The organism is Pseudoalteromonas sp. PB2-1 (assembly GCF_045040605.1).
GTDB lineage: Bacteria > Pseudomonadota > Gammaproteobacteria > Enterobacterales > Alteromonadaceae > Pseudoalteromonas > Pseudoalteromonas arabiensis.
Genome location: NZ_CP090667.1, coordinates 741,472 through 767,076, shown reverse-complemented (window position 1 = coordinate 767,076; position 25,605 = coordinate 741,472). Strand labels below are relative to the sequence as shown.

Genomic DNA, 25,605 nt, shown 5'->3' with positions numbered 1-25,605 from the left:
CAATGTGCTCTTTTCGTAATGGCAAAATCATACCGCGAATCATCAATGCTCTCTAGCTAATTGTGTTAAAAATGCTTGTATTTCATCGCCTGGAAGAGGCTTTGAAAAATAATAACCTTGAATAAAGTCACACCCTGCCTCTTTCAAAACTGCCAACTGTTGTTGCAATTCAACACCTTCAGCAACCACTTTAATACCAAGTACTTGGCTCATTTGTATTATCGACTTAACCAATGCTTCATCACCTGAGTTAGTATGTATTTCGTCAATGAATGATTTATCAAGCTTTAACACATCAACAGGAAAACGACGTAAATAACTCAACGACGAGTAACCAGTCCCAAAGTCATCCAAAGAGATTAAACAGCCAGCAGATTTAAGCTGAGTTAATACTTCAAGGTGGTTAGTATTTTCTGGAGCAAGCACGCTTTCAGTTAATTCAAAAGAAATTTGTGACGGATTGACGTTCTGTTCAGTAATGATCTCAAGCCATGCGTTACGGTGCGGATTAAACTCAGTAAACTCAAACAACGAGCGATTTACATTGAATACAAATTGATTATAGCCTTGTGCTTCTAGATATTTTATTTGTTGGCACGTTTTTCGAAGAACAAGCTCACCTAACTCAATGATCACACGAGACTCTTCAGCTAATGGGATAAACACGGCGGGTGATACCCACTGCCCATGATTGCGCCAGCGAACTAGACTTTCAAACTTTGCAACCGTGTTACTTTGAACATCGATAATAGGTTGAAAGTGGACTTCTAACTCATCATTCTTAACAGCTTGAGTTAATTGCTCAACCAGTAAGTTGTGCTTTTTTACTTTATCATCCATTTCCTTGCAAAAGTGCAAGAACGGCGCACCAACTTGCTTGGCGTTTAACGTGGCCAACTCTGCCTGCCTCACTAACCGGCGAGCGATTTTTTCAACTCTGTCTTGTGATGATATTGATCTTGCTTGCTGATACGTACTCACTCCCAGCGTCACCGAAACTTGTTGGCTAATCCCACCGATTAAAAAAGGCTCCACTAACAAGGCTGAAACCTGCTTGCATACAAGCTCTAACTCACTTACTTGCTGATAAGTTTGTAGTACGGCAAAACTATCACCATCAATACGTGAAAAAGCACATTCTTTAAAGCTGCTTTCCAATCGCTCGGCTAGCTGGCACAACACCTTATCACCAAAGCTCAAGCCATAAACCGTATTAATATCTTGAAACTTATCTACATCAAAATAAATAACCGCTAAATTAGTACTCTCTTCATCTTGATAAGACAGCGAAGAAACTAACTCGGATATACGCTCTTTGAAATAGAAGCGATTTGTTAGGCCGGTTAATTGATCATGGTTAGCATGAAAATAGATTTTTTGTTCTGCTTCTTTCTTCTCGGTAATATCGAGAATAAACGCGACATAACAAATTTCACCATTCGTTTGCATTTGAGTGATTGATAAAAACTGAGTGTAAAGAGTGCCCTGCTTCGTTTTGTTTGTTATCTCCCCTGACCACTTACCTTTTTTATCTATTTGATGCCACATAGCGCGATAAAAATGCTGATCATGTTGGTTAGAGCTTAATATTTTCGGGTTGTGCCCTAGTACTTCGTCAGGGGGATACCCTGTCATTTTTGTAAAGGCAGTATTTACGTAAGTGATCTCGACATTTTTATTGCAAATAAAGATTGCTTCATGGCTTTGTTCTATAAGTTGATTTGCAAAATCTAACTTAGCAATAAAGCGATCTTTATCTATTTCACGTTGAATTAAACCTGTGAATAAAGAGAAAAAGGACTCAACCTGAAGCGCATCACCTATCTCATGCTGAAAAAGAGCCACTAAAATCGTGTCAGTTTTACCTGATAGACTTTGTAATGGCACACCAACATAGGCTTCAATTCCCATGTCTACGAGTAGGCGATCATCTGGAAACAGTGCTTGCACACCTGAGCTGTAGCTTGAGATGCCGCCACACATAACATCATTACATGGAGTACAGCGAATATCATAGCTAATGTTATCCACTATTTCGTCATACGCAGCCAGTGCAATTGTTGATGCATGCATTGTCGATTCATCAACTTGGGCTAAAAAAACATGAGATGCACCAAGTACTTCCGACAGTGACAGGCATATTGCATTATAAAAGTTCTCACTTTTAAGGTTAGATATACTTTCTACGATACGTTTTAAATCGTATGCTCCCACGCTTTGCCACCCTATCGACTTTGTGCACTAAGTGATTGACTTCACTTAAACTTCAGGCTGCAAATTGTATTATAAGATGAGTAAAAACGCCATGCTACCCTAGTCTAAAACGATTACTTTGCATACAAATAAGCACACTTATTTTAAGGTTATTTAAATACCAAGCACCGTTTACATTTATTCGTTTATAAATAGAACAAAAGGAGCTCAAATAATTAGCTGGTAGGCTCTGAAGCTATCGAAAGGCACAAATAGGCTTGCACTGTAGTTTCTTACTAGCATAAAAAAACCCTAACCAGTTGGCTAGGGTTCAAAAGTGGTACCAGTAGGCGGACTTTTACTTGCTTTAGTGCCTCGCCCCGCGTGGCGCTCAAGTCCGCAAACTACTCTTTCAGGCATAAAAACCCTAACCAATTGGCTAGGCTTCAAAAGTGGTACCAGTAGGCGGACTTTTACTTGCTTTAGTGCCTCGCCCCGTGTGGCGCTTAAGTCCGCAAACTACTCTTTCAGGCATAAAAAAACCCTAACCAATTGGCTAGGGTTCAAAAGTGGTACCAGTAGGCGGACTTTTACTTGCTTTAGTGCCTCGCCCCGCGTGGCGCTTGAGTCCGCAAGCTACTTTTTCAGGCATAAAAAAACCCCAGCAAAACTGCTGAGGTCATAAAAGTGGTACCAGTAGGCGGACTTGAACCGCCACGCCCGAAGGCAACGGATTTTGAATCCGTCATGTCTACCAATTCCATCATACTGGCTTCATTTTTCTTTCACCTTCTAAACACGAGAAGATAAAGAAAAACCACTTTAGAGCAAAAACTTATTAACTGCCTTTGTCTCTATGCCAAGCATTATACAAAGAATGGGTATGGCAGCAAGCGTTTTATTCATCTCGCCCTTTCAACCGAACAATTAATATACAAATTATTAACTTTGATGTTTTGGCATCATTCGCAGGACGATAGCCTCACAATCAATCTCATGGCTCAAACAACCATACTGCGAAAACCCTGTTCCTTTTAAGCGACTTTTAACAAACGCATCAGCGATAATTGGCTCGCCAAACTGTAGCAAGGTTGCGGCTTGCCAAAGCTGCGCTAGGTGCTCCATTATACGCCGAGCATGCATTTCCAGATGTTTAGCTTCATTGAGCATAAGCTTTAATTCATCAAGTTTAATCGCAAACTCTTGGTTAAGTGTTCGCGCTTTCTCCAGCTCATTTATAAGTGCTTTTAACGACTCAGGTTCACGCTTAAAAACACGTAATAAGTCTAAGCACTGTACATTACCTGAACCTTCCCAAATAGAGTTAACCGGTGCTTCTTTATAAAGACGACTAGTGACATTATCCTGCACATAACCCACGCCACCAATACACTCCATCGCCTCATAGGTATGCTGAATTGCACGCTTACAAATCCAGTATTTGCCAATCGCGGTGGCACTTCGAACCAATAACACTTCGCTGTTATCATTTTGATTATCAAGGGCATGAGCTATACGCATAGAGATTGCCAAAGCAGCTTCAGCCTCGATTGCTAAATCAGCCAGTACATTTAACATGAGAGGTTGTTGGTGTAAATTTTTACCAAATACACTTCGCCCTGCAGTATGCCATATCGCTTCTTTTACAGCTTGAAGCATTAACGAGCTCGAGCCTAACATACAATCGTAACGAGTGAGTGCCACCATTTGAATAATAGTAGCAATACCTCGTCCTGGTTCACCTAAAAGCCAACCATGCGCCCCCCTGAACTCTATTTCTGAACTGGCGTTCGATTGATTACCTAACTTATTTTTTAAGCGCTGAATATACATGGCATTTTTTTCGCCATTTTCGAGCCACCTAGGTACTAAAAAGCATGAGAGTTGTTTTTCATCCGTATTTGCAAGCACTAAGAATGCGTCACTCATAGGCGCTGAGCAAAACCACTTATGCCCCTCTAAGCTATAAAGCTCACCTGCTCCTGCAGTCGTTAATGGCGCAGCTTTTGTAGTATTTGCACGCACATCAGAACCACCTTGTTTTTCGGTCATTGCCATACCAATAGTAACACCTTGTTTTTCAAACCAAGGTTTATTGCCGCCATCGTAGTGCTTTGAAAGTATTTTTGGCAGCCACTTTTGTGCCACATTGGCTTGGCTGGCAATTGCTGGCACACTGGCAAATGTCATGGTGAGGGGGCAACCTGAGCCTGGATCTGCATGATTGTGCAGCACCGCCATTACAGCTCTTACTACATGACTGCCAGGCTTTTTTTGTTGCCAAGGTAAAGCGCAATGCCCTTGTTCAATAGCATGCTGCATTAATTGGTGGTAACTCGGGTGATAATCAACTTGATCTATGCGTTCGCCAAACCGACTGTGAGTCGTTAATTCAGGTAAGTGCTTGTTTGCTAAGAATCCAGCTTGCAGTAGTGCACCACCCACTTGCTCCCCAAATGCCGTTAAATGCGCAGTGCCCCACTGACCTGAAAATTGCTTTTGCCAATATTTCAAAACATCATCGGCTTGATAAATATTATAGTTTTCTAATGGTTGAGGCTGATTAAAAACATGATGAGTTTCACTTTTTGAAATAGACATTGTGTGTGCTCTTTTTATTATTTTCTCAACTATAGCAGGTCAGACCTGCTTGTCGAATTACTAAACAATCGCTAAGTATTTCTTGTTTTGTGAGTACTTTGCTAAACTACTGCGCAATTTAATTGGATGAGATTGTCTATGTCAGCTGAGTTTCCACGTGCCGGTTTTTGGCGCCGTTTTGCTTCTTTAATCTACGATACATTAGTTGTCATTGCTTTTGCGATGCTGACAACTGTGCTTTATCTACTTGCTATTCAAGCTTTAATTTCGCTAGACATATTAACTATTGGAGATGCAGAAGATGTCTCAGCTTATATTCAAAACTCACCGCTTCTTTATGGGATTCGCAGCGCTTTATTGGTATTAGTGAGCGTCGCTTTCTTTAGCTATTTTTGGGCTAAAAGTGGTCAAACGATTGGTATGCGCGCATGGCGTTTAAAAGTACAAACACTCGATGGTAATCTAATAAGCTGGCCACAAGGCGCTCTTAGAGCAATTAGCGCATTACTGGGGTTGGGTAATTTAGTGGTATTAATTGATTTTAAAAATAAGCGGGCACTGCAAGATTATGTAGCTAAAACAGAAGTGATCACGCTTACAAAAGAAGAAAACAAGCGCATTTATCGCTCATTAGATTAAGCTACATACAAGCACAAAAAAGCGTGGCTTCAAAACCACGCTTTTTTTGTGCTGAGTGTTACACTCGTTTGTTCAATAAATAGGTTGCAAAACCAATAAACAAGATACTTGGCAACACAGCGCCTATTACGGCAGGTATTTGATAAACCATGACAACAGGGCCAAAAATTTCGTTTGTTAGGTGAAAAGTAATCCCCGTTATAACACCCATGATGATGCGTGCGCCCATAGTTACTGTGCGTAACGGGCCAAAAATAAACGATAAAGCCACTAATAACATCACTGCGATAGATATCGGCTGCATAAACTTACGCCACAACGCAAGCTCATATGTACTTGTGTCTTGCTCATTTTGTTGTAAATAACTTAAATAAGACCAAAGCCCTGTAAATGAAAGTGACTCTGGTTTTACAGATACTACCCCCAACTTTTCGGCCGTCAGCTGTGAGTCATAAAACTCTTCATCTTGCTGTTCTGTGGTGATTTTTTCTGGCGTGATCTTCACTTTATTTACATCGCGAAGTAGCCAACCATCTTGACGGTTAACGGCTTCTTCAGCTTTAGTGATTTGCGTTAATTGCAAAGATTTATCGAAGTGATACATATGAACACCACGTAAAATACCTTGCTGATCAACGTCTTCTATATTAATAAAATTGCTACCATCTTTTGCCCATACACCTTGCTGAGCACTAAATACATCACCACCGTAAATAGCATGGTTACGTATCTCTTTGGCTTTTAACTGCGCTTCTGGCGCACCCCACTCACCTAGGGCCATCATACAAATAGCCATGAACATTGCGGTTTTCATTACAGAAGCAATAATTTGCAAGCGCGACATTCCCGCGGCCTGCATAACAACTAACTCACTATTTGATGCCAGTGCACCCAGTCCTGTTAAACCACCAATGAGCGCAGCCATTGGAAAAAATATAACTAAATCACCCGGCATGCTATACAAGGTGTAGATAAGTGCAGTCGCAATATCGTAACTACCACGACCAACCGATTTAAGCTGCTCAATAAACTTTATTAACGTACTGATACCAACCAGCACCATTAATGCAAAACCTGTTGTTTGAATAATGCTGCGGCCCAAGTACCAATCGAGTGTTTTCATCATGCGCTTAACTCCCGCTTAGTCACAACAGCCTTTAACCAAGCGCCTAGCGGGCGACCTTTAATAATCAATAATCCACCTATGAATAATGCTGATAAATGAATCCACCAAAGACCTATTGAAGGAGGGATTTTGCCATCTTCAACTGCAAACTTAGCCGCATTTAATAAAATGAAGTAACCCAAATATAAGCTGATCGCAGGCACTAGTTTAGCAAATTTACCTTGGCGCGGATTAACAACACTTAAAGGCACTGCCAATAGGGTTAACAATGGGATCGAAAGAGGGATCGCTAGGCGCCATTGCCATTGCGCTATTGCCTCGGAGGTTTTCATTTTAAATAAATCAAAAGTAGGAACCGCTTCTAGCTTACGACGTTGGTGCTCAATTTCTTGATCTTGAATTTGCACACTGTAACCATCAAACTCTGTTAGGTTTAAAGCAGCTGACTCGCCATCTGTTTCATAGCGCTTACCATCATTAAGTACCAGCTGTTGTTCACCATTTTCTTGCTCAATAACAACACCACGCTCTGCATAAACTAAACGTGCTAAATCACCTTTTTCACGCTCAGGCAGCTGGGCAACAAACACTTTATGTAACTCTTTCCCGCTGTTTTCAATATTATGAATAAACACGACTGCTTTTTCGTTACCCGTTTGTTGAAAACGTCCAGCCCTTAGAGCTGATAAACCGGCATCCGCTTTTGCCTGCTCTTTTAACTGGTATTCTTGTTCGCTTGCCCACGGAGCGACATATAAGGTTAGTACACCCGCTAATATGGCAAGAACCACGCTTGAAATAAGTGTTACACGTACCACATACCACTCACTCACTCCACACGCCTTAAGCACGGTCATTTCACTGTCAGCATAAATGCGGCTATAGGCTAATATAATCCCCAAGAAAATACTAAGAGGTAGAATAAGCGAGGCAAGCTGAGGGAGCTTTAGCGCGATCATGGATAGTACAAGTTTTGCAGGAAGTCCCCCTTCGGAGGCATCCCCTAAAATAACAACAAACTTTTGTGACACAAAAATGGTCATCAAAGTTAGAAATACGGCGACCTGCGACTTTAAGACTTCAGTGGTCAAATAACGAAAAATTAGCAATGCTCGCCCCTGTTAAACATCGTGTTTCACTGGAATAGTAAGAAATTTTGAGTAAACTAGTTATTTTACTCACTTTATTATATGCCATCATAGTGAAATATCATACCTAGCAAGAACATATAATCTTGCATAAATGGTACAGATGGCCTCAATTATGTGATATTGATATTCACAATAAGATAAAGTTCAAAAACACGTAAATAGAGTCATAGTTTATGAGCTAATATTAGTATTAATAAACTAAAAAATGTAAGAAAGGACTAAAAAATGAATTTCTTGCCCTTATTTTTTAAGGTTAAATGACTCAACACTAGGAGTGACAATGGAATTTAGCGTAAAAAGTGGTAGTCCAGAAAAGCAACGTAGCGCATGTATTGTAGTTGGCGTTTATGAGCCACGTCGTTTATCCCCCATTGGTGAGCAGCTAGATAAAATTAGCGATGGTTATATCTCTAACTTACTTCGCCGCGGTGATCTTGAAGGAAAGCCAGGGCAAGTATTATTACTACATCATGTACCTAATGTACTGAGCGAGCGTGTATTGCTGGTTGGCTGTGGTAAAGAACGTGAGTTAGATGACAAGCAATATAAACAGATCATCTCTAAAACAATTAATACACTAAACGAAACCGGTTCGATGGAAGCGGTATGCTTTTTAACAGAGCAACATGTTAAAAGTCGTGACACCTATTGGAAAGTGCGCCAAGCAGTTGAGACAACGCAAGACTGCTTATACACCTTCAATCAACTGAAAAGTAAAAAAAGCGACCCTCGTCGCCCACTACGTAAAATCGTTTTTAACGTACCAACACGTCGCGAGTTAACGATTGGCGAAAGTGCCATTGAGCATGGCCTAGCCATCGCTGCGGGTAGCAAATTATGTAAAGACGTTGCCAATATGCCACCAAATATCTGTAATCCAGCGTATTTAGGTGAACAAGCACAGGAAATTGCTGATAACTTCGATAATGTAACGGTTGATATTATCGGCGAAGAAAAAATGGCAGAGCTGGGCATGAATTCATACCTAGCAGTTGGCCGTGGCAGCGCGAATGAATCGGTTATGTCGGTGATCAACTATCAAGGTGGCGACAAAGATCAAGCGCCAATCGTGTTAGTGGGTAAGGGCTTAACCTTTGACTCAGGCGGTATTTCAATCAAGCCAGGCGAAGCCATGGATGAAATGAAATACGATATGGGTGGTGCAGCGGGTGTTATTGGTACGATGCGCGCATTAGTGCAAATGCAGTTACCTATTAACGTTGTCGGTGTTTTAGCGGGGTGTGAAAATATGCCAGGCTCAAACGCTTATCGCCCAGGTGATATTTTAACAACCATGTCGGGTCAAACTGTTGAAGTGTTAAATACCGATGCCGAAGGTCGTTTAGTACTGTGTGATGCGCTCACTTATGTTGAGCGCTTTGAACCAGATACCGTAGTTGACGTAGCAACACTAACCGGCGCGTGTATTATTGCGCTGGGTTCACATGCAACGGGTTTACTCTCAAACCATAACCCACTTGCTCATGACCTACTTAAAGCGTCTGAGCAAAGTGGCGATCGTGCATGGCAGCTACCGCTTTGGGATGACTATCAAGAGCAACTTGAAAGCCCATTTGCAGATTTCACCAACTTAGGTGGCCGCGCAGCAGGAACAATTACGGCAGCATGCTTCTTATCTAAATTCACCAAAAAATACAATTGGGCGCATTTAGATATCGCTGGTACAGCATGGCGCAGTGGTGGTAAAAACAAAGGTGCAACGGGTCGTCCTGTCCCAATGTTAACTCAGTATTTACTAAACCGCGCAGGTGTGAGCGAAGCGAGTCACGATTAAGCCTTATCGCAAGCTTAAAACTAACCCTAAATAAGGCGCCAAATGGCGCCTTATTAATTGAAGCAACACGCGTTCTATGTCAAAATCTCTGCTTTGATCTGTGTATCTGTGGGGACGAAAGTCACAATGAGCATGAACGCACAATTTTACGTTCTAAAACAAGATGGTAACAGCCAGCAAGCTGATAAAGCATGTTTTGATCTTGCCGCAAAAATAGCAGCAGATCAGTATCGTCTTGGTCATCGCGTATTTATTTACGCCGATAACACTGACACGGCCCACACAATCGACGACATCATCTGGTCATTTGAGCCAGATAGCTTTATACCACACAACCTACAAGGTGAAGGCCCCAAAGGGGGCGCTCCGGTTGAAATTGGTATGACTCCACCTGTCGGCAACAGAAAAATATTAATCAACTTAGCTGAACACCTACCGGATTTTATTCGCCGTTTTCAGCAGGTTTTTGATTTTGTCCCCGTTGAGCCTAACGCTAAACAAGCTGCCCGTGAGCGGTTTAAAAAGCTACGCCAACTGGGCGCCCATATTGCAACGCAAGAAATTGACATTTAAGCATTTATTTAAGGTTCTGTGTAATGGATAAAACCTACAATCCGCAAGATATTGAACAGTCTTTATATCAAGACTGGGAAGAAAAAGGCTACTTTAAACCGTCTGGCCAAGGTGACGCTTACTCAATCATGATTCCGCCACCAAACGTCACAGGTAGCTTACACATGGGCCATGCGTTCCAAGATACCATTATGGATACGCTAACACGCTTAAAGCGTATGCAAGGCAATAACACTTTATGGCAAGTAGGTACTGATCACGCGGGTATCGCAACGCAAATGCTTGTTGAGCGTAAGCTTGCAGCTGAAGAAGGTAAAACACGTCACGACTTAGGCCGTGATGCATTTATCGAAAAAATCTGGGAGTGGAAAAACCACTCTGGTGGCACTATCACCAAACAATTACGTCGCTTAGGTGCGTCAGTAGATTGGGACCGTGAGCGTTTCACTATGGACGAAGGTCTTTCTGAAGCGGTTAAAGAAGTATTCGTACGTCTTCACAAAGAAGACTTAATCTACCGTGGTAAGCGCCTAGTTAACTGGGACCCTAAACTTCACACGGCGATTTCTGATCTTGAAGTTGAAAACAAAGACAAACAAGGTCACATGTGGAACTTACGTTACCCACTTGCTGATGGCGTAAAAACCAAAGAGGGCAAAGACTACATCATTGTTGCCACAACACGTCCTGAAACAATGCTCGGTGATACAGGTGTTGCAGTTAACCCTGATGATGAACGTTACCAAGACCTGATCGGTAAAGACATTTTACTGCCTATCGTTAACCGTCGCATTCCAATTGTTGCTGATGAACATGCAGACATGGAAAAAGGCACAGGTTGTGTGAAAATCACGCCTGCCCACGACTTTAACGATAACGAAGTAGGTAAACGTCACCAACTACCAATGATCAACATCTTCAACAAAGATGCTGCGGTATTAAGCGAAGGTGAAAGCTACACATTCGACGGTAAAGAGCTTAAATTAGATGCGCCAATTCCTGAGCGTCTACACGGCCTTGACCGCTTTGATGCACGTAAAGCGATTGTGAGCGAATTTGAAGAACTTGGCCTACTAGAAAAAATCGAAGATCACAGCCTAACTGTACCTTACGGTGACCGTTCTGGCGTAGTGATTGAGCCTCTTCTTACTGATCAGTGGTACGTGCGCGTAGCACCTCTAGCAGAACCTGCGAAAGAAGCGGTTAAAAATGGCGACATTAAATTTGTACCTCAACAATACGAGAACATGTACTTCTCGTGGATGAACGACGTACAAGATTGGTGTATTTCACGTCAGCTTTGGTGGGGTCACCGCATCCCTGCTTGGTACGACAACGAAGGTAACGTATACGTTGGTCGTGACGAAGCTGAAGTACGCCGCGATAATAACCTTGCTGATGATGTTGCACTTAAGCAAGACGAAGACGTTTTAGATACCTGGTTCTCATCTGCGCTTTGGACTTTCTCAACGCAAGGCTGGCCTGCAAACACTGATGATTTAAAAACTTTCCACCCGTCTGATGTATTGGTAACAGGTTTCGACATCATCTTCTTCTGGGTTGCACGTATGATCATGATGACTATGCACTTCATCAAAGATGATAACGGCAAGCCACAGGTACCATTCAAAACCGTTTACGTAACTGGCCTTATCCGCGATGAAAACGGCGATAAGATGTCTAAATCGAAAGGTAACGTACTTGATCCTATCGACATGATTGACGGTATCGACCTTGAGAGCCTAGTTGAAAAGCGCACTGGTAACATGATGCAGCCACAACTAGCGAAGAAGATTGAGAAGAACACGCGTAAAACATTCGAAAACGGCATCGAAGCACACGGTACAGATGCACTGCGTTTCACCCTTGCGGCAATGGCGTCAACGGGTCGTGATATCAACTGGGATATGAACCGCCTTGAAGGTTACCGTAACTTCTGTAACAAACTATGGAACGCCAGCCGTTACGTATTAATGAACACAGAAGAACAAGATTGTGGCTTCAATACAGATGCTGAAAAACAGTACTCACTCGCTGATCGTTGGATTTTAGGCCAATTTGAAGCAACCGTTAAAACCTATACTGAGCATCTAGAAAACTACCGTTTTGACCTAGCAGCAAACACCATTTATGAGTTCACTTGGAACCAATTTTGTGACTGGTACTTAGAACTTACTAAACCAGTATTGTTTAAAGGTAACGAAGCACAGCAACGTGGTACGCGTCATACCTTGATCACAGTACTAGAAAGCTTACTACGCTTAATGCACCCAATGATGCCTTATATCACAGAAACGATTTGGCAACGTGTTGCACCGCTTGCGGGCATCGAAACAGCCAACACCAGCATCATGGTACAAGGCTTCCCTGTATACGATGAAGCAAATGTTGATAGTCAAGCGATGGACGACCTTGAATGGGTTAAACAATTCATTCTTGCGATCCGTAACATCCGTGGTGAAATGGATATCAGCCCAAGTAAGCCACTATCTGTGTTACTTGCAAATGCGTCTGATGAGGACAAGCGACGTTTAACTGAAAACGAAGCCTTCTTAGCGTCGCTTGCTAAGCTTGAAGAATTTACCTTACTTGATAACAAAGACGATGCGCCAGCGTGTGCAACATCGTATGTTGGTAACCTTGAGATCATGATCCCAATGGCAGGCTTAATCGATGTTGAAGCTGAATTAGCTCGTATCGCGAAACAGCTTGAAAAAGCAGAAAAAGGCTTAGCACAGGTTCAAAACAAGTTGGCTAACGAGAAGTTTGTAAACAACGCACCAGAAGCTGTGCTTGCTAAAGAGCATGCTAAACTGGCTGAGTTTACAGATGCAAAAGACAAACTATTAGCGCAAAAAGCGAAAATCGAAAGTCTATAAAAGTATATATAAAGCGCGATTTATTCGCGCTTACAAAAAAGCCGCGCTATAACAATGTTATAGCGCGGCTTTTTAATGCTCTGTAGCAGCGACTTTACGTCGCGTCACTATTAAAACGTGTAGTTATACTGAGCACCAATGAGCACTGCATGACCTTTCGATTCAAAGTCCCATGATACTTCTTGGCCTAATGCTTTTGCAAAGCTATCTTCTTCTGTAAAGTTCTGTGTTTTACCGCGAAGGATACTCACACCTAAGTCAACGTTTGAGTTTTCACTAAATGCGTAGTTACCACCAAATGAGAACCAGAAACGATCTGTATCAGGAATAGAGATTGATAAGTGAGATTGATCAACTGGTGACTCATCGTAAGCAATACCGGCACGAAGAAGTAATGCATCGCTGTACTGATAGTCAGTACCGATAGAGTAACGCATTGCATCAGAGAAATTCTCTTCTTTTCTAAATACTGGTGCTTCGTTACCTGGTACATAGGCTTCTAATTTTTGGAAGCTATCCCAACCCGTCCATTGAATGCTGTAGTGTACGCCTAGTTTTTTATCTAACTGGTGTGAACCAGAAAACTCAGCAATAGCTGGAAGCGTTAACTCAAGTGCGCCTGGTACTTTAACGCCCGCAGTGCCACCAAATGCAGCAGGTAAGCCATTTGCGTACTCACCTTCAAAGTCGATGTCTGTTTCGCTACGGTAGTTAAAACCAAAACGGTTGTTTTCGTCTAACTGATACATGGCACCAATGTTCCAACCAAAGCCGTAATCATCGCCTTCAAGGTGAACAATTTCAGTCTCTACTGGTACACCAAGTGGATTAACACCTGCATTACGCACTACTTTCGCATCAGCATATACATAGTTTAAGCCAAGACCTAAGCTGAACTGTTCGTTAAACTTATATGATGCACTTGCATTCATGTTAACTGTAACGATTTCAGTTTCACCAGCAATTGAGCCTGCCGCGTAGTTATCATTAAATTCAGTTGAAAGACCGAAGTTAGAAAATGCACCAAAACCTAACGATACTTTGTCGTTTAATGGCATTGTGAAGTAACCTGCTGGGATAAATGCAGAAGGAGCAATGCTACTATCATCAAGTACATTCTCATCTAAACCATATGCAGCAGATTCACCTTCTAAACTTACATCAGGAATAACAGCAATACCCGCAACTGAGATTTGCTTAGTTTTAAATAAAGACATAAGTGCAGGGTTACGCGCTACTACTGACGCATCATCAGCAACCGCTGCTTCACCAGCATAGGCACGGCCTAAGCCTGATACGTTTTGTTCTGCTAATTGGAAAGCTGCAGCAAAGCTGTCAGCAGAAACAACAGCAAGTGATGCTGCAATCAATGTTCTAGTGAATTTCATAATCTGTGTCCTCTTGCAAACTTGTATGTTAGCTAACCCAACAAACACAGAGGCAACCTATAATTTAAGCATAAAGGTCAATGCTGTGCGTTGGTATTAGATGTATTATTCTAATAATTACAAACTTTCGAACATTACCTTAATTAAGATCAAAAAACTGTAACTTTTCGTTAGAAAGAGGTAAAAAAACCACATTTTAACAACAAGATAACAACTTTTTAAAACTCGTCCGATGTCTAGTTACAAAAACACCAAACGATAGTAATTATCATTTAGATTGACATGTTATTTTATGCCCCTTAAACTAAACGCAATTGAAATTATTTGGGCAAAAGTGATGGTTATTGCATTGATAATCGCAGCATTAATTCTATGTGGTTTAAGCGTGCACTATTTCTGTAAGGCAAATTATTGCGCATGCACTAAGGCTGGTGACTGTGATAACCCTGTTAACCACTACTGGTTAGGTGCCATGTTCAGCTCAGTATTATCGTTGGTGTTATGCTGTGTGGCACTGCACGTAGAGAAAGGCACATTACTGTGGCTAGTATTAATGACGAGTTGTTTTAGTGGTGCATTTATTTCTGCAAAACGAAACGCTAAAAAGCGCTGTGTAAAGTCTAAACAAGAAGATGCTCTTTTAACAAACGAGCCAAATTAAGTTGATAATCAAGGGGCTTAATACTCGATATTATTTTTAGCTCATGCTCTTCACTTAAGTGAACATCTTTCGCTGTAATGTGGTGTTTGTGCTTCGCATTATAAAAGATTTTCACTTTTGGCTTTATCGGGTTGTCCTGATTGCCTTCCATGACTAACGCTAAGCGTTCATTGTTTAACTTCACAATTGATCCGACAGGATGCACACCCAAACACTTTATAAATCGCTGTACGAGTTCTGAGTCAAATAACTGTTTATTCGCTAATAAATAACGCAGTGCCGAAATTGGCTCCTCTCCCATTTGGTGAGGTCTGTCAGCAGTTATTGCATCATAAACATCGACAATTGCCATTATTCTGGCAGGACGACTTAGCTTTTCGGCTGTAATGCCCCTAGGGTAACCACTTCCGTCTAATCGTTCATGATGATTAACAATCATATCAAGCATTAACGGTGTAATGCCCTTTTCACCTTTAACTAAGCCTAGACTCTGTGCAACGTGTTTTTTCACAACCTGCATTTCATTGTCATTAAGCTGACTTGGCTTAGACAGCACGCCCTGTGGCATTTTAGCTTGCCCAATATCGTGCAGTAGCGCCCCCATTGCCAATTCTTTAACAGTTTGCTCTTTATACCCAAGATATTTAGCGAATACACTCACCAGAATGGCCGTATTGATCATATGTCGCCAGTTATAAATATGCTTGTCTCTAAGACGAGTAAGAATCGTCATGGCGTTGTGATTACGAAATACAGAACTAACGATATCAACCACGACTTCATCAAGCAGTGTCATATTCATTTTCAAACCTGATGTGATATCTGAATATAAAACTTGCAACTTACGACTATGCTGTTCGTAGTTAACACTCGCTTTCACGAACTCTTGTTCGACCGATATGCCTTTTTCAGCAACTTTTTTTTCTTTTTTTGGCTTGGGTTTTTCTACGGGTTTGGGCTGGTATTTAGCCGGAAGCGCAACATCACTTTGAGTGAAGTCAATGAGGAGTTCTTCAACACCTTCAGACACCAGACGTTGAATAATACTTCTATCTCTAACTAATCCACGGGTTTTAATTTTAACGCTATTAATGTGCTCGTGCTGCTTACTGACACTGTCAACAAACATCCCTGGTACTAGTTCGGCAATGGGTAAGGTTACAAGCATATGTGAGCTTAGTTTATAAAAACATCGAGTTTTTTATTATCGCCAATTGGTTAAAAATGTCTATAGCAAGGAGGGTAAATACGAAATTAGTGTGAGACAAAAAGGCTTCAGATCATAGGCGCGACTTTAAATCGCGCACAAAATAAATTTCACGCCTACAAAATTACTCTTGAAAGTAAGTTCCCCAACCATCGTATTCAACGTTCGATTGTTGAGCGAGCGCTTCAAGCTTATCGACATCTTCCATAATGGCTTCGACGTCAAGCTCACACTCAACGACTACATCAAAGCTCCATACTTTTTCGCCATCCTCTAGCTCAAGTTCAGCAGGCTCTTCAACATCGTAACCGAGTTTAAAAGCAGCTAAAGCGGCTTGCTCTAACTGTTCAAAATTTTCGCTAACAAAGTGGTGTTCTACTTCGTACAGTACTTCAGGATCTGAGCCATCTTCAAGTAATGAAGTAACGATGTCTTCAGTAATTTCGCGCCAATTTTCCATTATTTATTTCTCACTTGAGCATCTAATTCAGTTATTTTAGCAGCCATAATCTGATGAACATGCGATGCATGATCACGAGCAGATACGTCTTTATCAAGATAAATTGGCGCTAACATTTCGAGGTAAATTGTACCATTATCCCAGCGATTTAGCTTAATAGTTTTATGCGTTGTGCTCATGCAAACTGGCACAACAGGTACATCAGCACTCATTGCTGTATGAAAAGCCCCTGTTTTAAAAGGTAACAAGCCACGCCCATAGCTTCGCGTGCCCTCAGGGAACATCCAAACCGACAAACCTTTTTGCTTAATTTTTTCGGCTGATTTTGAAATCGTGCCTGCGGCTTTTGAACGATTAGCGCGATCAATTAAAATATTACCTGATAACCAATATAGCTGCCCAAAGAATGGGATCCATTTCAGGCTTTTCTTTCCAAGACTCACACAATTTTCAGGCACCATTGCAGGCAAGGTAAATAAATCGTAGTTATTCTGATGATTAGCCACATACACTGCAGGGCCAACTGTTTTTGCATCCGCATGGTAACGTAATTCAAGTTTTACTCCCAGTAAGTTAGCCATTTTGCTAAACCAGCCAGAAATAATATGTACGTTATTGGTATGAAATGGCTTAATGATGCATAAGACTAAGCCAAAAAGGCAGCTAAACACGATAAATAAAGCCATGATAATAATACGAAAAACAGCTAACAAACGGATTCTCCTCGGGTAAATCAGCGCGCATTATAACGTGAAAAGTGCCTCTGCAATAGCTTTTAGCTTACATGTGTGCGCTAAAAATATATCTTTTTATACCAATTCGCTTAATTAAGTGGTCTATTTTGAGGCAATAAAACCTCGTTGATAGCAAGGCAAAAATTTCGTTATTTAGTTGCTCTAAATCAGAAATTTTTAACGCAGATAGCGACAGGTTTAATCCCTCAAAATGATTAAGTATTATTGCGGATTGGTATAATATTAGAACAATAATCTACCCCAATAAAAAAGGCCTGCTAAGCAGGCCTTGTATTATTCTGTTATATCATCAACCGATGGCTCCGTTATGTCATCGGTCTGTGTTATTTCTATTACAGCTTCATCTACTCGCTGTAAGCCACGTGGTAACTTGTTCCCTCTTCGTCCACGCTCGCCATGATAATGCTCAAGGTCACTTGGCTTTAAGGTTAATTTGCGCTTACCAGCATGAAGCGTAACACTGCTCCCCTCGGGCACTACGGCCAACACTTTTACAAACTCTTCCCTCGCCTGTACTTTCGCACTTGGAATAGAAATAATTTTATTGCCTTTACCTTTACCTAGTTTAGGCAAATCACGTAGTGGGAATAACAACATACGGCCTTCGTTTGAAATAGCCATACAATAGTCAGTGGCAATATCGGTAATACGAATTGGCGCAAGTAGTTCACCCCCTTTCGGAACACTGACCAATGCTTTACCATTTTTATTTTTACTCACGAGATCTTTAAAGTCACTGATGAAACCATAACCCGCATCTGATGCCATCAAGAGTTCTTGATTATCTTCGGCCATCACAACATGCTCAAAGTTAGCACCCGAACTTAAATTAAAGCGACCCGTCATAGGCTCACCTTGGCTACGTGCAGAAGGTAAACTATGCGCATCAGTCGCAAAAGCACGGCCATTTGAATCAAGGAATACCGCTGGCTGATTACTCTTACCACGCGCAGAGGCCTTATAGCTGTCGCCTGACTTATAACTTAAACCTTCTACATCTAAGTCATGACCCTTACCAACACGTGCCCAGCCTTTTTCAGATAACACAACCGTCACTGATTCAGAAGGGATTAAATCTTTTTCGCTCAGTGCTTTTGCTTCCAAACGTTCAACAACGGGTGAGCGTCTATCATCACCATACATGTCAGCGGCTTCTTGGATTTCTTTTTTCATCAACGTCGACATACGACGTTCAGAGCCCAGAATTTGCTCTAATTTGTCACGCTCAAGGGCAAGTTCATCTTGCTCACCTTTGATCTTGAATTCTTCAAGTTTAGCTAAGTGACGTAGTTTTAACTCTAAAATCGCTTCGGCTTGAATATCCGTAATACCAAAGCGTTCCATTAATACAGGTTTTGGCTTATCTTCCGTACGAATAATCTCAATGACTTCGTCGATATTTAAAAAGGCCGTTAATAAACCTTCTAAAATATGTAAGCGTGCTAGTACTTTATCTAAGCGATACTGTAAGCGGCGTCTGACTGTTTCGCGGCGAAACGTCAGCCACTCAGTTAAAATACTTCGTAAATCTTTCACTTGCGGACGACCATCTAGGCCAAGCATGTTTAAGTTTACGCGGTAGTTCTTTTCTAAATCTGTGGTGGCAAATAAGTGCGCCATTAACGGCTCAGCTTTAATGCGGTTTGAACGTGGCACTATCACAATACGGGTTGGGTTTTCGTGATCAGATTCATCACGTAAGTCAGCCACCATCGGTAGCTTTTTAGCATTCATTTGTGCTGCAATTTGCTCTAAAACCTTTGCTCCTGAACACTGGTGCGGTAATGCTGTGATAACAATATCGCCCTGCTCTTCAGTGTAAATTGCACGCATCTTAATAGAGCCACGCCCTGTTTGATAAATCTTACGGATATCGTCTTTGGGGGTGATGATCTCAGCTTCTGTTGGGTAGTCAGGCGCATGCACTAACTCAAGCAGCTCTTCGATTTCAGTTTTTGGCTTATCAAGTAATAAGCAACAGGCACTGGCCACCTCACGCACATTATGTGGTGGAATATCGGTTGCCATACCCACCGCAATACCGGTCACACCATTGAGTAAAATGTGCGGTAAACGCGCAGGCAGTACCATTGGTTCATCAAGTGTACCATCGAAGTTGGCGGTCCAATCAACCGTGCCTTGACCAAGCTCTTTTAGTAGTACTTCCGAGAACTTTGATAAACGGGCTTCAGTGTAACGCATCGCTGCAAATGACTTAGGATCATCAGCAGCCCCCCAGTTACCTTGACCATCCACCAGCGGATAGCGATAAGAAAATGGTTGCGCCATTAATACCATGGCTTCGTAACAGGCACTATCACCATGTGGGTGGTATTTACCTAGTACATCACCCACGGTACGCGCTGATTTTTTATATTTTGCTTGCGCCGATAACCCCAGTTCGCTCATTGCATAAATGATACGACGCTGTACAGGTTTAAGTCCGTCGCCAACATGCGGTAAAGCGCGGTCCATGATGACGTACATTGAGTAGTTTAAGTAGGCGTCTTCAGTAAAACGCCCCATCGTTTGTTGTTCTATGCCTTGCATCAGCAAGGTATTTGTATCACTCATTAACGCTTACCTATTTTTTCTTAGCACTAACACGATAGATCACGTTAGCAAAGTCGTCTGAGATCAATAAGCTGCCATCTGCAAGCTCTGCAAATGCAACTGGGCGACCAAATGTTTCTTCGTTTTGCATAAAGCCTGTGATGAATGGGGTGTATTTAGTGATACGACCTTGCTCAACATTCGCTAGCATGACTCTGTAACCCGACTTTTTACTACGATTCCAAGAACCATGCTCAGCAACAAATAACTGCTCTTTGTATTTAGCTGGGAACTGCTTGCCGTTATAAAAATGAATGCCTAATGGCGCAACATGCGCACCCAGTGCGAGCGCAGGCGATTTGTAATCAGCAATATTTTTACCTTTACCAAACTCAGGATCTAAAATCGCCCCTGCGTGAACATAAGGGAAACCATAATGCGCTCCCTCCTCACCTTCACCAACTCGATTGATTTCGCAAGGCGGGATATCATCGCCCATCATGTCACGACCGTTATCACTGAACCAAAACGCATTTGTTGTTGGGTGATAGTCAAAACCCACTGAGTTACGAACGCCCTGAGCAATGGTTTTGATTTCTTTGGTATCAACATTAAGTGAAAAAATACGACCGTATTTGTCGTCTTCAGCACAAATATTACATGGCACCCCGACAGGTACAATTAACTCACCTGTTGGGGCAAAGCTAATAAATTTCCAACCATGGTGGCGGTCTGTTGGGAATTTATCATACACCACCTCAAACTTAGGGGCTTTGAGGTGTTTATCAATGTCTTTAAAGCGAATAATACGTGACACTTCAGCAACATATAAATCACCCTCTTTTATTGCCAAGCCTGATGGCATTTCTAATCCTTTGGCAATAACAATTTTCTTATCGGCTACACCATCGCTGTTATGATCAATCAATGCATATACATTGCCTGCTTTACGCGAACCTGCATACACAATGCCTTTTTTTGATACGGCAATTTGGCGTGCATTTTCAACATCATCGGCGAATAAGCTTACTTTGAAGCCTTCAGCAACAGTTAGTTTATCAAGAATATCTTCAGCCATTGCTGGCGCTGATAGTAAGCTCAGCGATAAAAATGAGGTCAGTAGTTTTTTCATTTTTCTTGCCCTTTAATTCGTTTAACAACCCTTAGGCTGCAAATGTACCTGTATTAAACTTGCGCGCGATTACCGTGATCTTCTAACCATTGACGGCGATCTGATGAACGTTTCTTCGCAAGTAACATATCCATCATTTCCATGGTTTGCTCTTCTTCATCGAGTGTTAATTGCACCAAACGACGGGTATTTGGATCCATCGTTGTTTCTCTTAGCTGCAGCGGGTTCATTTCACCCAACCCTTTGAAGCGTTGAACATTCACTTTACCGCGTTTTTTCTCAGCTTCGATGCGCGCTAAAATACCATTCTTCTCATCTTCATCGAGGGCGTAATACACCTCTTTACCGATATCAATACGAAACAGCGGTGGCATGGCGACAAATACATGACCTTCTTTAATAAGCGCTGGGAAATGACGAACAAACAGTGCGCATAATAGTGTGGCAATGTGTAACCCATCCGAGTCAGCATCAGCCAAAATACAAATCTTGTTATAACGCAGACCCGATAAATCACTTGAATCAGGGTCGATACCTAGGGCCACTGAAATATCATGCACCTCTTGTGATGCTAAAATCTGTCCTGATTCGACTTCCCATGTATTAAGAATTTTACCGCGCAGTGGCATAATTGCTTGAAATTCACGGTCACGGGCTTGTTTAGCTGAGCCACCCGCAGAGTCACCCTCTACTAAGAATAATTCAGTACGGTCATTATCTTGGGCACTACAATCGGTTAATTTACCCGGTAACGCAGGGCCTGAAGTAATGCGCTTACGCACGACTTTTTTAGCCGCGCGTAAACGACGCTGTGCATTTGAGATACATAGCTCAGCTAATAATTCAGCGGTCTCGGTGTGTTCGTTTAACCATAAGCTAAATGAGTCTTTCACCACACCCGATACAAATGCAGCACATGAGCGTGAAGACAGCTTTTCTTTGGTTTGGCCAGCAAATTGTGGGTCTTGCATTTTCACCGACAATACATAGCTGCATCGCTCCCAAATATCATCTGGCGTTAACTTTACACCGCGAGGCAATAAGTTTCTGAATTCACAAAATTCACGCATCGCTTCGAGTAGACCTTGGCGTAAACCGTTGACGTGGGTACCGCCTTGTGCGGTAGGAATTAAGTTTACATAGCTTTCAGCGATGGATTCACCGCCCTCAGGTAACCACACAACAGCCCAGTCAGCGCCTTCAGTTGAGCTTGAAAAATCACCAATAAATGGTTCTTTTGGTAATACCTCAAAACCCTTCACCGCTTCAACTAGGTAATCTTTTAAGCCCGTTTCGTAATACCACTCTTGGCTTTCCTTGGTTTGCTTATTAGTAAACTTAATGCGCAGGCCTGGGCAGAGTACTGCTTTGGCTTTTAATAAATGATTAAGCTTGGTAATCGAGAAATTAGCAGAGTCAAAATAACTGGCATCTGGCCAAAAACGCACGGTAGTCCCTGTGTTACGCTTACCCACAGTGCCAATCACGTTTAAGTCTTCAACTTTGTCGCCGTTTTCAAAGGCCATACGAAACTGCTGCGCATCACGACGTACGGTAACTTCAACACGCGTTGACAGGGCATTTACAACCGAAATACCTACACCGTGTAAACCACCTGAAAACTGATAGTTTTTATTAGAGAACTTACCACCAGCATGCAGCTTGGTAAAAATGAGCTCCACTCCGGGAATGCCTTCTTCAGGGTGAATATCTATCGGCATACCACGGCCATCATCAATAACTTCAAGCGAGTTATCTTCATGAAGAATGACATCTATTTTTGTTGCATGACCTGCCATTGCTTCATCGACGCTGTTATCGATAACCTCTTGGCCTAAGTGATTAGGGCGAACCGTGTCGGTGTACATACCTGGGCGGCGTTTAACGGGCTCTAACCCATTTAAGACTTCAATTGCTTCGGCGTTATAATTTTGCTGACTCATAGTTTTTATATCTTTTATGCGCTTAGCTATGTTTTACGTGATTTTAAGAAAATCTACAATACTTGCAAAGGTTTGTTCGAAGCCGATAAAACTATGATCGCCTCCAAATTCAACGTGTTGCTTACACTGAGAATAATAGTTAACCGCCTGCTGAAAAGGCAGTACTTCATCGCCTGTTTGCTGTAGCAAATAAATCAATGAAGGGGTGTCTAATTGCGACAAATATAACCTGCGCAATGCATCCATGTGACGAGTATCAAGTTCGTAATGGGTGTCTTGATACGGGTTATAGTTTGGCCCTAAATAGTTATCAAGTAACTCAAATGGGCGCACCGCAGGATTAATTACCACCGCGGGTATCGAATAACGTTGCGACAAATAGGTCGCATAAAAACCGCCTAATGAACTACCGAGTAATACAGTATCATCATTTAACAGTTGTTCTAATTGTAAAATTGCATGTAATGGCTCATGGGTTAATCGCGGCACTTTATAATCAACATCAAACTGAGCCATATGCTCACCAAAACGCACGGCTTTATAGGATTGCTCAGAGCTATTGAAACCATGAATATAAATTACCCGTTTAGCCATACTACATCCGTTGTTAGCTGCAAGCTTTGTTGTTTATCAATATTTAAGTTAATCACACGAAACGCTGGCCCTAAATCCTCTTGCTGCCACGCCATAGTATGTTTAGTAAATTGTATCGAGCTGGCAGGTGTCGCAAACACCTTTAGATCACGGTAATTTTGCGTGTACTCATGGTGTACGTGACCATGAAATACGCCAATACATTGCTCACTATTAACGCAAACGTTTAAAAACTGCGGGCCATTTTCAAGCATATGTTTATCTAAGTAAGCTTGAATAGGTAGCGGGTTATGATGACAAAGCACCACACTCGGGATTTGCCCTATCGCTTCGCTTAATTCGCTTAAGTGTGTTTGTGTTACCCAACCTGCTGGAGTCGGGCCTTTCGAGTTTACTAAAAGCAGTTGTCCAGTTAAAAAGGTAATACGTTTACAGCTTAAAATTTGCGAGTTTGAAAGCGCTTTATATTCAGCAAGCTCATCGTGATTACCCGGTAGCCAAAACACAGGACAAGACAGTGCCGAATCACCAATAAGTTCAGCAAATAGTTGATACGATTTACTGCTGTGATCTTGTGTTAAATCCCCCCCAAAGATCACGCAATCAAGTTGTAAGTTTGCCATGGCTTCTAAGCAACGCGAAAAATACTCAGCGGTATTTACATTAAAATACTCACCTTGTCTGTCTTTTGATAAATGACAATCTGTAATGTGTGCAATTTTTAATGTTGTTTTGTCAAAATGATAAGCATCACTAAACCAAGCCATTGTTTACATCCCAGTGTAGCGCTGCACGACCGTTTTCTACACACGCAACAAGCCAGTCATACAAAAAAGCATTTAGTTGATACTTTTCGTCTTTTTGATGCATATTCGGATTCGGGTATGCGTAAGATGGCTTTATTCGTTGATGAAAATCGTGATGAACAATCTCAGCCACTTTTGCATCATGATACATACGCACAGTTAGATAAAGTGGGGTAACAACATGTAAGTTTCCTGTCTCTTGCGAGATAGAAATATCCATGGTGTACTTTGCTGTATCATCTATTTTAACTACAAACGTGCTATTACCGAGTTGCACTTTACGTACATGGCCTATTTGACGTTCGTTGGGAAGCAATTTGAGCGCACGCACGTAATTATGCTCACACAAAGTTAAATACTTAGGTAAGCTTTGAATGTAACGTTGTTCAGCTGTTACGTACGTCAAAATAATTCCTCATTATAAAAATGTAAGTTAAGCAGTTTGCCAATCAGACAGTATACGTTGCTTATTCAGTGCTAACCACTGTAACGAGATAACTGTTGCAGCATTGTCTATCTCTCCTTGCTCTAAGCGGAGCATGGCTTCTGTGTATGACATTACATGTGTTTTAATATCTTCATCTTCATTATCAAGACCAAAAATCCCCTCTTGGTATTGAGATAAGTCGGCGCGTGCTAAATACAAGTATAAACGCTCTGTTGTACCACCTGGACTTGAAAGATAAGACATCATAAACTCAAGCTCACCAAGCTCAATGCCCGCTTCTTCCCATGCCTCGCGTTTGGCAACTTGCTCATAGTCTGTGCTGCCATCAGCCATGCCTGCGATACACTCAAGTAACCAAGGAGACTGCTTAGATGCAAGTGCGCCGATACGCACTTGCTCAACAAGCAAAATCTGATCGGTTGCAGGGTCATATGGAAGCACCGCAACAGCATGACCACGCTCTAAAATTTCACGTTTAATCTCTACTGATTCACCTCCTGAAAATAATGCATGGCGAAAGCGATATAAATTAACTTTAAAAAAGCCATCATATGCACGTTCAACAGGTTTTAGATCAATATCATCATGATTAAACTGTGAGATTGCTGTTACTTTCATTACACTAATTCCTTTAGGTTTTGCGCTAAAAATTCACTCAATTATATTCTGTTACACTTGGACATGTAGATTTACGCATTTTT

The 25,605-nt window shown here is 41.8% G+C and carries 20 protein-coding genes and 1 tRNA gene; 5 read left to right on the top strand and 16 right to left on the bottom strand.

Annotation, left to right across the window (positions count from 1 at the left end; all coding sequences use genetic code 11):
* Positions 1-42: 42 nt before the first annotated feature.
* From L0Z67_RS03615 to L0Z67_RS03605, 3 genes are all read right to left on the bottom strand, one after another.
* Positions 43-2,214 (bottom strand): putative bifunctional diguanylate cyclase/phosphodiesterase, encoded by a 2,172-nt coding sequence (locus L0Z67_RS03615; RefSeq protein WP_405128455.1) that lies wholly within the window; start codon positions 2,212-2,214, stop codon positions 43-45.
* Positions 2,215-2,881: 667 nt separating this feature from the next.
* Positions 2,882-2,966, bottom strand: a tRNA-Leu gene (locus tag L0Z67_RS03610).
* A gap of 169 nt (positions 2,967-3,135) precedes the next feature.
* Positions 3,136-4,794 carry an acyl-CoA dehydrogenase family protein gene (locus L0Z67_RS03605; protein ID WP_405128454.1) on the bottom strand — a complete coding sequence of 553 codons (1,659 nt, stop codon included), beginning with the start codon at positions 4,792-4,794 and terminating at the stop codon, positions 3,136-3,138.
* Between the two features lie 138 nt (positions 4,795-4,932).
* Here L0Z67_RS03605 and L0Z67_RS03600 point away from each other — a divergent pair, with 138 nt between their 5' ends.
* The gene (locus tag L0Z67_RS03600; RefSeq protein WP_193988359.1) at positions 4,933-5,433 is read left to right on the top strand and encodes an RDD family protein; all 501 of its coding nucleotides are present in this window, start codon (positions 4,933-4,935) and stop codon (positions 5,431-5,433) included.
* A 58-nt stretch (positions 5,434-5,491) separates the two neighbouring features.
* Here the strand turns inward: L0Z67_RS03600 and lptG are convergent, their stop codons facing one another.
* Both lptG and lptF read right to left on the bottom strand, forming a co-directional pair.
* Positions 5,492-6,559 carry an LPS export ABC transporter permease LptG gene (gene lptG / locus L0Z67_RS03595; RefSeq protein WP_062570145.1) on the bottom strand — a complete coding sequence of 356 codons (1,068 nt, stop codon included), beginning with the start codon at positions 6,557-6,559 and terminating at the stop codon, positions 5,492-5,494.
* Positions 6,556-7,668 carry an LPS export ABC transporter permease LptF gene (gene lptF / locus L0Z67_RS03590; RefSeq protein ID WP_062570144.1) on the bottom strand — a complete coding sequence of 371 codons (1,113 nt, stop codon included), beginning with the start codon at positions 7,666-7,668 and terminating at the stop codon, positions 6,556-6,558. Before lptF ends, lptG begins: the two co-directional genes overlap by 4 nt.
* Before the next feature lie 322 nt (positions 7,669-7,990).
* On the opposite strand from lptF, the gene pepA reads away from it, so the two are divergent.
* The 3 genes from pepA (at position 7,991) to L0Z67_RS03575 (ending at position 12,957) form a co-directional block, all read left to right on the top strand.
* A complete protein-coding gene (pepA, locus tag L0Z67_RS03585; RefSeq protein ID WP_062570143.1) occupies positions 7,991-9,505 on the top strand; it encodes a leucyl aminopeptidase in 1,515 nt (504 codons plus the stop codon).
* 126 nt (positions 9,506-9,631) lie between these two features.
* Positions 9,632-10,078 carry a DNA polymerase III subunit chi gene (locus L0Z67_RS03580; protein WP_062570142.1) on the top strand — a complete coding sequence of 149 codons (447 nt, stop codon included), beginning with the start codon at positions 9,632-9,634 and terminating at the stop codon, positions 10,076-10,078.
* A gap of 23 nt (positions 10,079-10,101) precedes the next feature.
* Positions 10,102-12,957 carry a valine--tRNA ligase gene (locus tag L0Z67_RS03575; RefSeq protein WP_237114841.1) on the top strand — a complete coding sequence of 952 codons (2,856 nt, stop codon included), beginning with the start codon at positions 10,102-10,104 and terminating at the stop codon, positions 12,955-12,957.
* A gap of 110 nt (positions 12,958-13,067) precedes the next feature.
* On the opposite strand, the gene L0Z67_RS03570 is transcribed toward L0Z67_RS03575, so the two are convergent.
* Positions 13,068-14,345, bottom strand: coding sequence for an outer membrane protein transport protein (locus L0Z67_RS03570; protein WP_062570140.1), 1,278 nt, complete (start codon positions 14,343-14,345; stop codon positions 13,068-13,070).
* Positions 14,346-14,682: 337 nt separating this feature from the next.
* On the opposite strand from L0Z67_RS03570, the gene L0Z67_RS03565 reads away from it, so the two are divergent.
* The gene (locus tag L0Z67_RS03565) at positions 14,683-15,006 is read left to right on the top strand and encodes a hypothetical protein (protein ID WP_062570221.1); all 324 of its coding nucleotides are present in this window, start codon (positions 14,683-14,685) and stop codon (positions 15,004-15,006) included.
* Here the strand turns inward: L0Z67_RS03565 and L0Z67_RS03560 are convergent.
* The 10 genes from L0Z67_RS03560 to L0Z67_RS03515 all read right to left on the bottom strand — a co-directional run bounded on the left by L0Z67_RS03560 (position 14,966) and on the right by L0Z67_RS03515 (position 25,522).
* Positions 14,966-16,174: an HD-GYP domain-containing protein gene (locus L0Z67_RS03560; protein ID WP_062570139.1), complete on the bottom strand. Its 1,209-nt coding sequence runs from the start codon at positions 16,172-16,174 to the stop codon at positions 14,966-14,968. The two genes, L0Z67_RS03565 and L0Z67_RS03560, sit on opposite strands and share 41 nt — an antisense overlap.
* Positions 16,175-16,337: 163 nt before the next feature.
* Entirely contained in the window at positions 16,338-16,673 is a 336-nt protein-coding gene (rraB, locus tag L0Z67_RS03555; protein WP_062570138.1) for a ribonuclease E inhibitor RraB, read from the bottom strand.
* Entirely contained in the window at positions 16,673-17,386 is a 714-nt protein-coding gene (locus L0Z67_RS03550) for a 1-acylglycerol-3-phosphate O-acyltransferase (RefSeq protein ID WP_193988357.1), read from the bottom strand. The genes rraB and L0Z67_RS03550 overlap by 1 nt, the downstream gene beginning before the upstream one ends.
* Positions 17,387-17,701: 315 nt before the next feature.
* Positions 17,702-20,002 carry a DNA topoisomerase IV subunit A gene (parC, locus tag L0Z67_RS03545; RefSeq protein ID WP_237114840.1) on the bottom strand — a complete coding sequence of 767 codons (2,301 nt, stop codon included), beginning with the start codon at positions 20,000-20,002 and terminating at the stop codon, positions 17,702-17,704.
* 10 nt (positions 20,003-20,012) lie between these two features.
* Positions 20,013-21,113 (bottom strand): sorbosone dehydrogenase family protein, encoded by a 1,101-nt coding sequence (locus L0Z67_RS03540; RefSeq protein WP_062570135.1) that lies wholly within the window; start codon positions 21,111-21,113, stop codon positions 20,013-20,015.
* A 53-nt stretch (positions 21,114-21,166) separates the two neighbouring features.
* A complete protein-coding gene (gene parE, locus L0Z67_RS03535; protein WP_062570134.1) occupies positions 21,167-23,056 on the bottom strand; it encodes a DNA topoisomerase IV subunit B in 1,890 nt (629 codons plus the stop codon).
* Between the two features lie 33 nt (positions 23,057-23,089).
* Positions 23,090-23,650: a YqiA/YcfP family alpha/beta fold hydrolase gene (locus tag L0Z67_RS03530; RefSeq protein ID WP_062570133.1), complete on the bottom strand. Its 561-nt coding sequence runs from the start codon at positions 23,648-23,650 to the stop codon at positions 23,090-23,092.
* Entirely contained in the window at positions 23,635-24,417 is a 783-nt protein-coding gene (locus L0Z67_RS03525) for a metallophosphoesterase (protein WP_237114839.1), read from the bottom strand. Before L0Z67_RS03525 ends, L0Z67_RS03530 begins: the two co-directional genes overlap by 16 nt.
* Entirely contained in the window at positions 24,404-24,862 is a 459-nt protein-coding gene (locus tag L0Z67_RS03520) for a DUF1249 domain-containing protein (protein ID WP_062570131.1), read from the bottom strand. Before L0Z67_RS03520 ends, L0Z67_RS03525 begins: the two co-directional genes overlap by 14 nt.
* 27 nt (positions 24,863-24,889) lie before the next feature.
* Positions 24,890-25,522, bottom strand: a complete 633-nt coding sequence (locus L0Z67_RS03515) for an NUDIX domain-containing protein (protein ID WP_062570130.1) — start codon at positions 25,520-25,522, stop codon at positions 24,890-24,892.
* Between the last annotated feature and the right edge of the window lie 83 nt (positions 25,523-25,605).

What these genes read in the sequence shown, in the direction of transcription:
- L0Z67_RS03605 (WP_405128454.1), bottom strand. Translation starts at nt 4,794, where the DNA reads ATGTCTATTTCAAAAAGTGAAACTCATCATGTTTTTAATCAGCCTCAA.
- L0Z67_RS03600 (WP_193988359.1), top strand. Translation starts at nt 4,933, where the DNA reads ATGTCAGCTGAGTTTCCACGTGCCGGTTTTTGGCGCCGTTTTGCTTCT.
- lptG (WP_062570145.1), bottom strand. Translation starts at nt 6,559, where the DNA reads ATGATGAAAACACTCGATTGGTACTTGGGCCGCAGCATTATTCAAACA.
- pepA (WP_062570143.1), top strand. Translation starts at nt 7,991, where the DNA reads ATGGAATTTAGCGTAAAAAGTGGTAGTCCAGAAAAGCAACGTAGCGCA.
- L0Z67_RS03580 (WP_062570142.1), top strand. Translation starts at nt 9,632, where the DNA reads ATGAGCATGAACGCACAATTTTACGTTCTAAAACAAGATGGTAACAGC.
- L0Z67_RS03575 (WP_237114841.1), top strand. Translation starts at nt 10,102, where the DNA reads ATGGATAAAACCTACAATCCGCAAGATATTGAACAGTCTTTATATCAA.
- L0Z67_RS03570 (WP_062570140.1), bottom strand. Translation starts at nt 14,345, where the DNA reads ATGAAATTCACTAGAACATTGATTGCAGCATCACTTGCTGTTGTTTCT.
- L0Z67_RS03565 (WP_062570221.1), top strand. Translation starts at nt 14,683, where the DNA reads ATGGTTATTGCATTGATAATCGCAGCATTAATTCTATGTGGTTTAAGC.
- L0Z67_RS03560 (WP_062570139.1), bottom strand. Translation starts at nt 16,174, where the DNA reads ATGCTTGTAACCTTACCCATTGCCGAACTAGTACCAGGGATGTTTGTT.
- rraB (WP_062570138.1), bottom strand. Translation starts at nt 16,673, where the DNA reads ATGGAAAATTGGCGCGAAATTACTGAAGACATCGTTACTTCATTACTT.
- parC (WP_237114840.1), bottom strand. Translation starts at nt 20,002, where the DNA reads ATGAGTGATACAAATACCTTGCTGATGCAAGGCATAGAACAACAAACG.
- L0Z67_RS03540 (WP_062570135.1), bottom strand. Translation starts at nt 21,113, where the DNA reads ATGAAAAAACTACTGACCTCATTTTTATCGCTGAGCTTACTATCAGCG.
- parE (WP_062570134.1), bottom strand. Translation starts at nt 23,056, where the DNA reads ATGAGTCAGCAAAATTATAACGCCGAAGCAATTGAAGTCTTAAATGGG.
- L0Z67_RS03530 (WP_062570133.1), bottom strand. Translation starts at nt 23,650, where the DNA reads ATGGCTAAACGGGTAATTTATATTCATGGTTTCAATAGCTCTGAGCAA.
- L0Z67_RS03525 (WP_237114839.1), bottom strand. Translation starts at nt 24,417, where the DNA reads ATGGCTTGGTTTAGTGATGCTTATCATTTTGACAAAACAACATTAAAA.
- L0Z67_RS03515 (WP_062570130.1), bottom strand. Translation starts at nt 25,522, where the DNA reads ATGAAAGTAACAGCAATCTCACAGTTTAATCATGATGATATTGATCTA.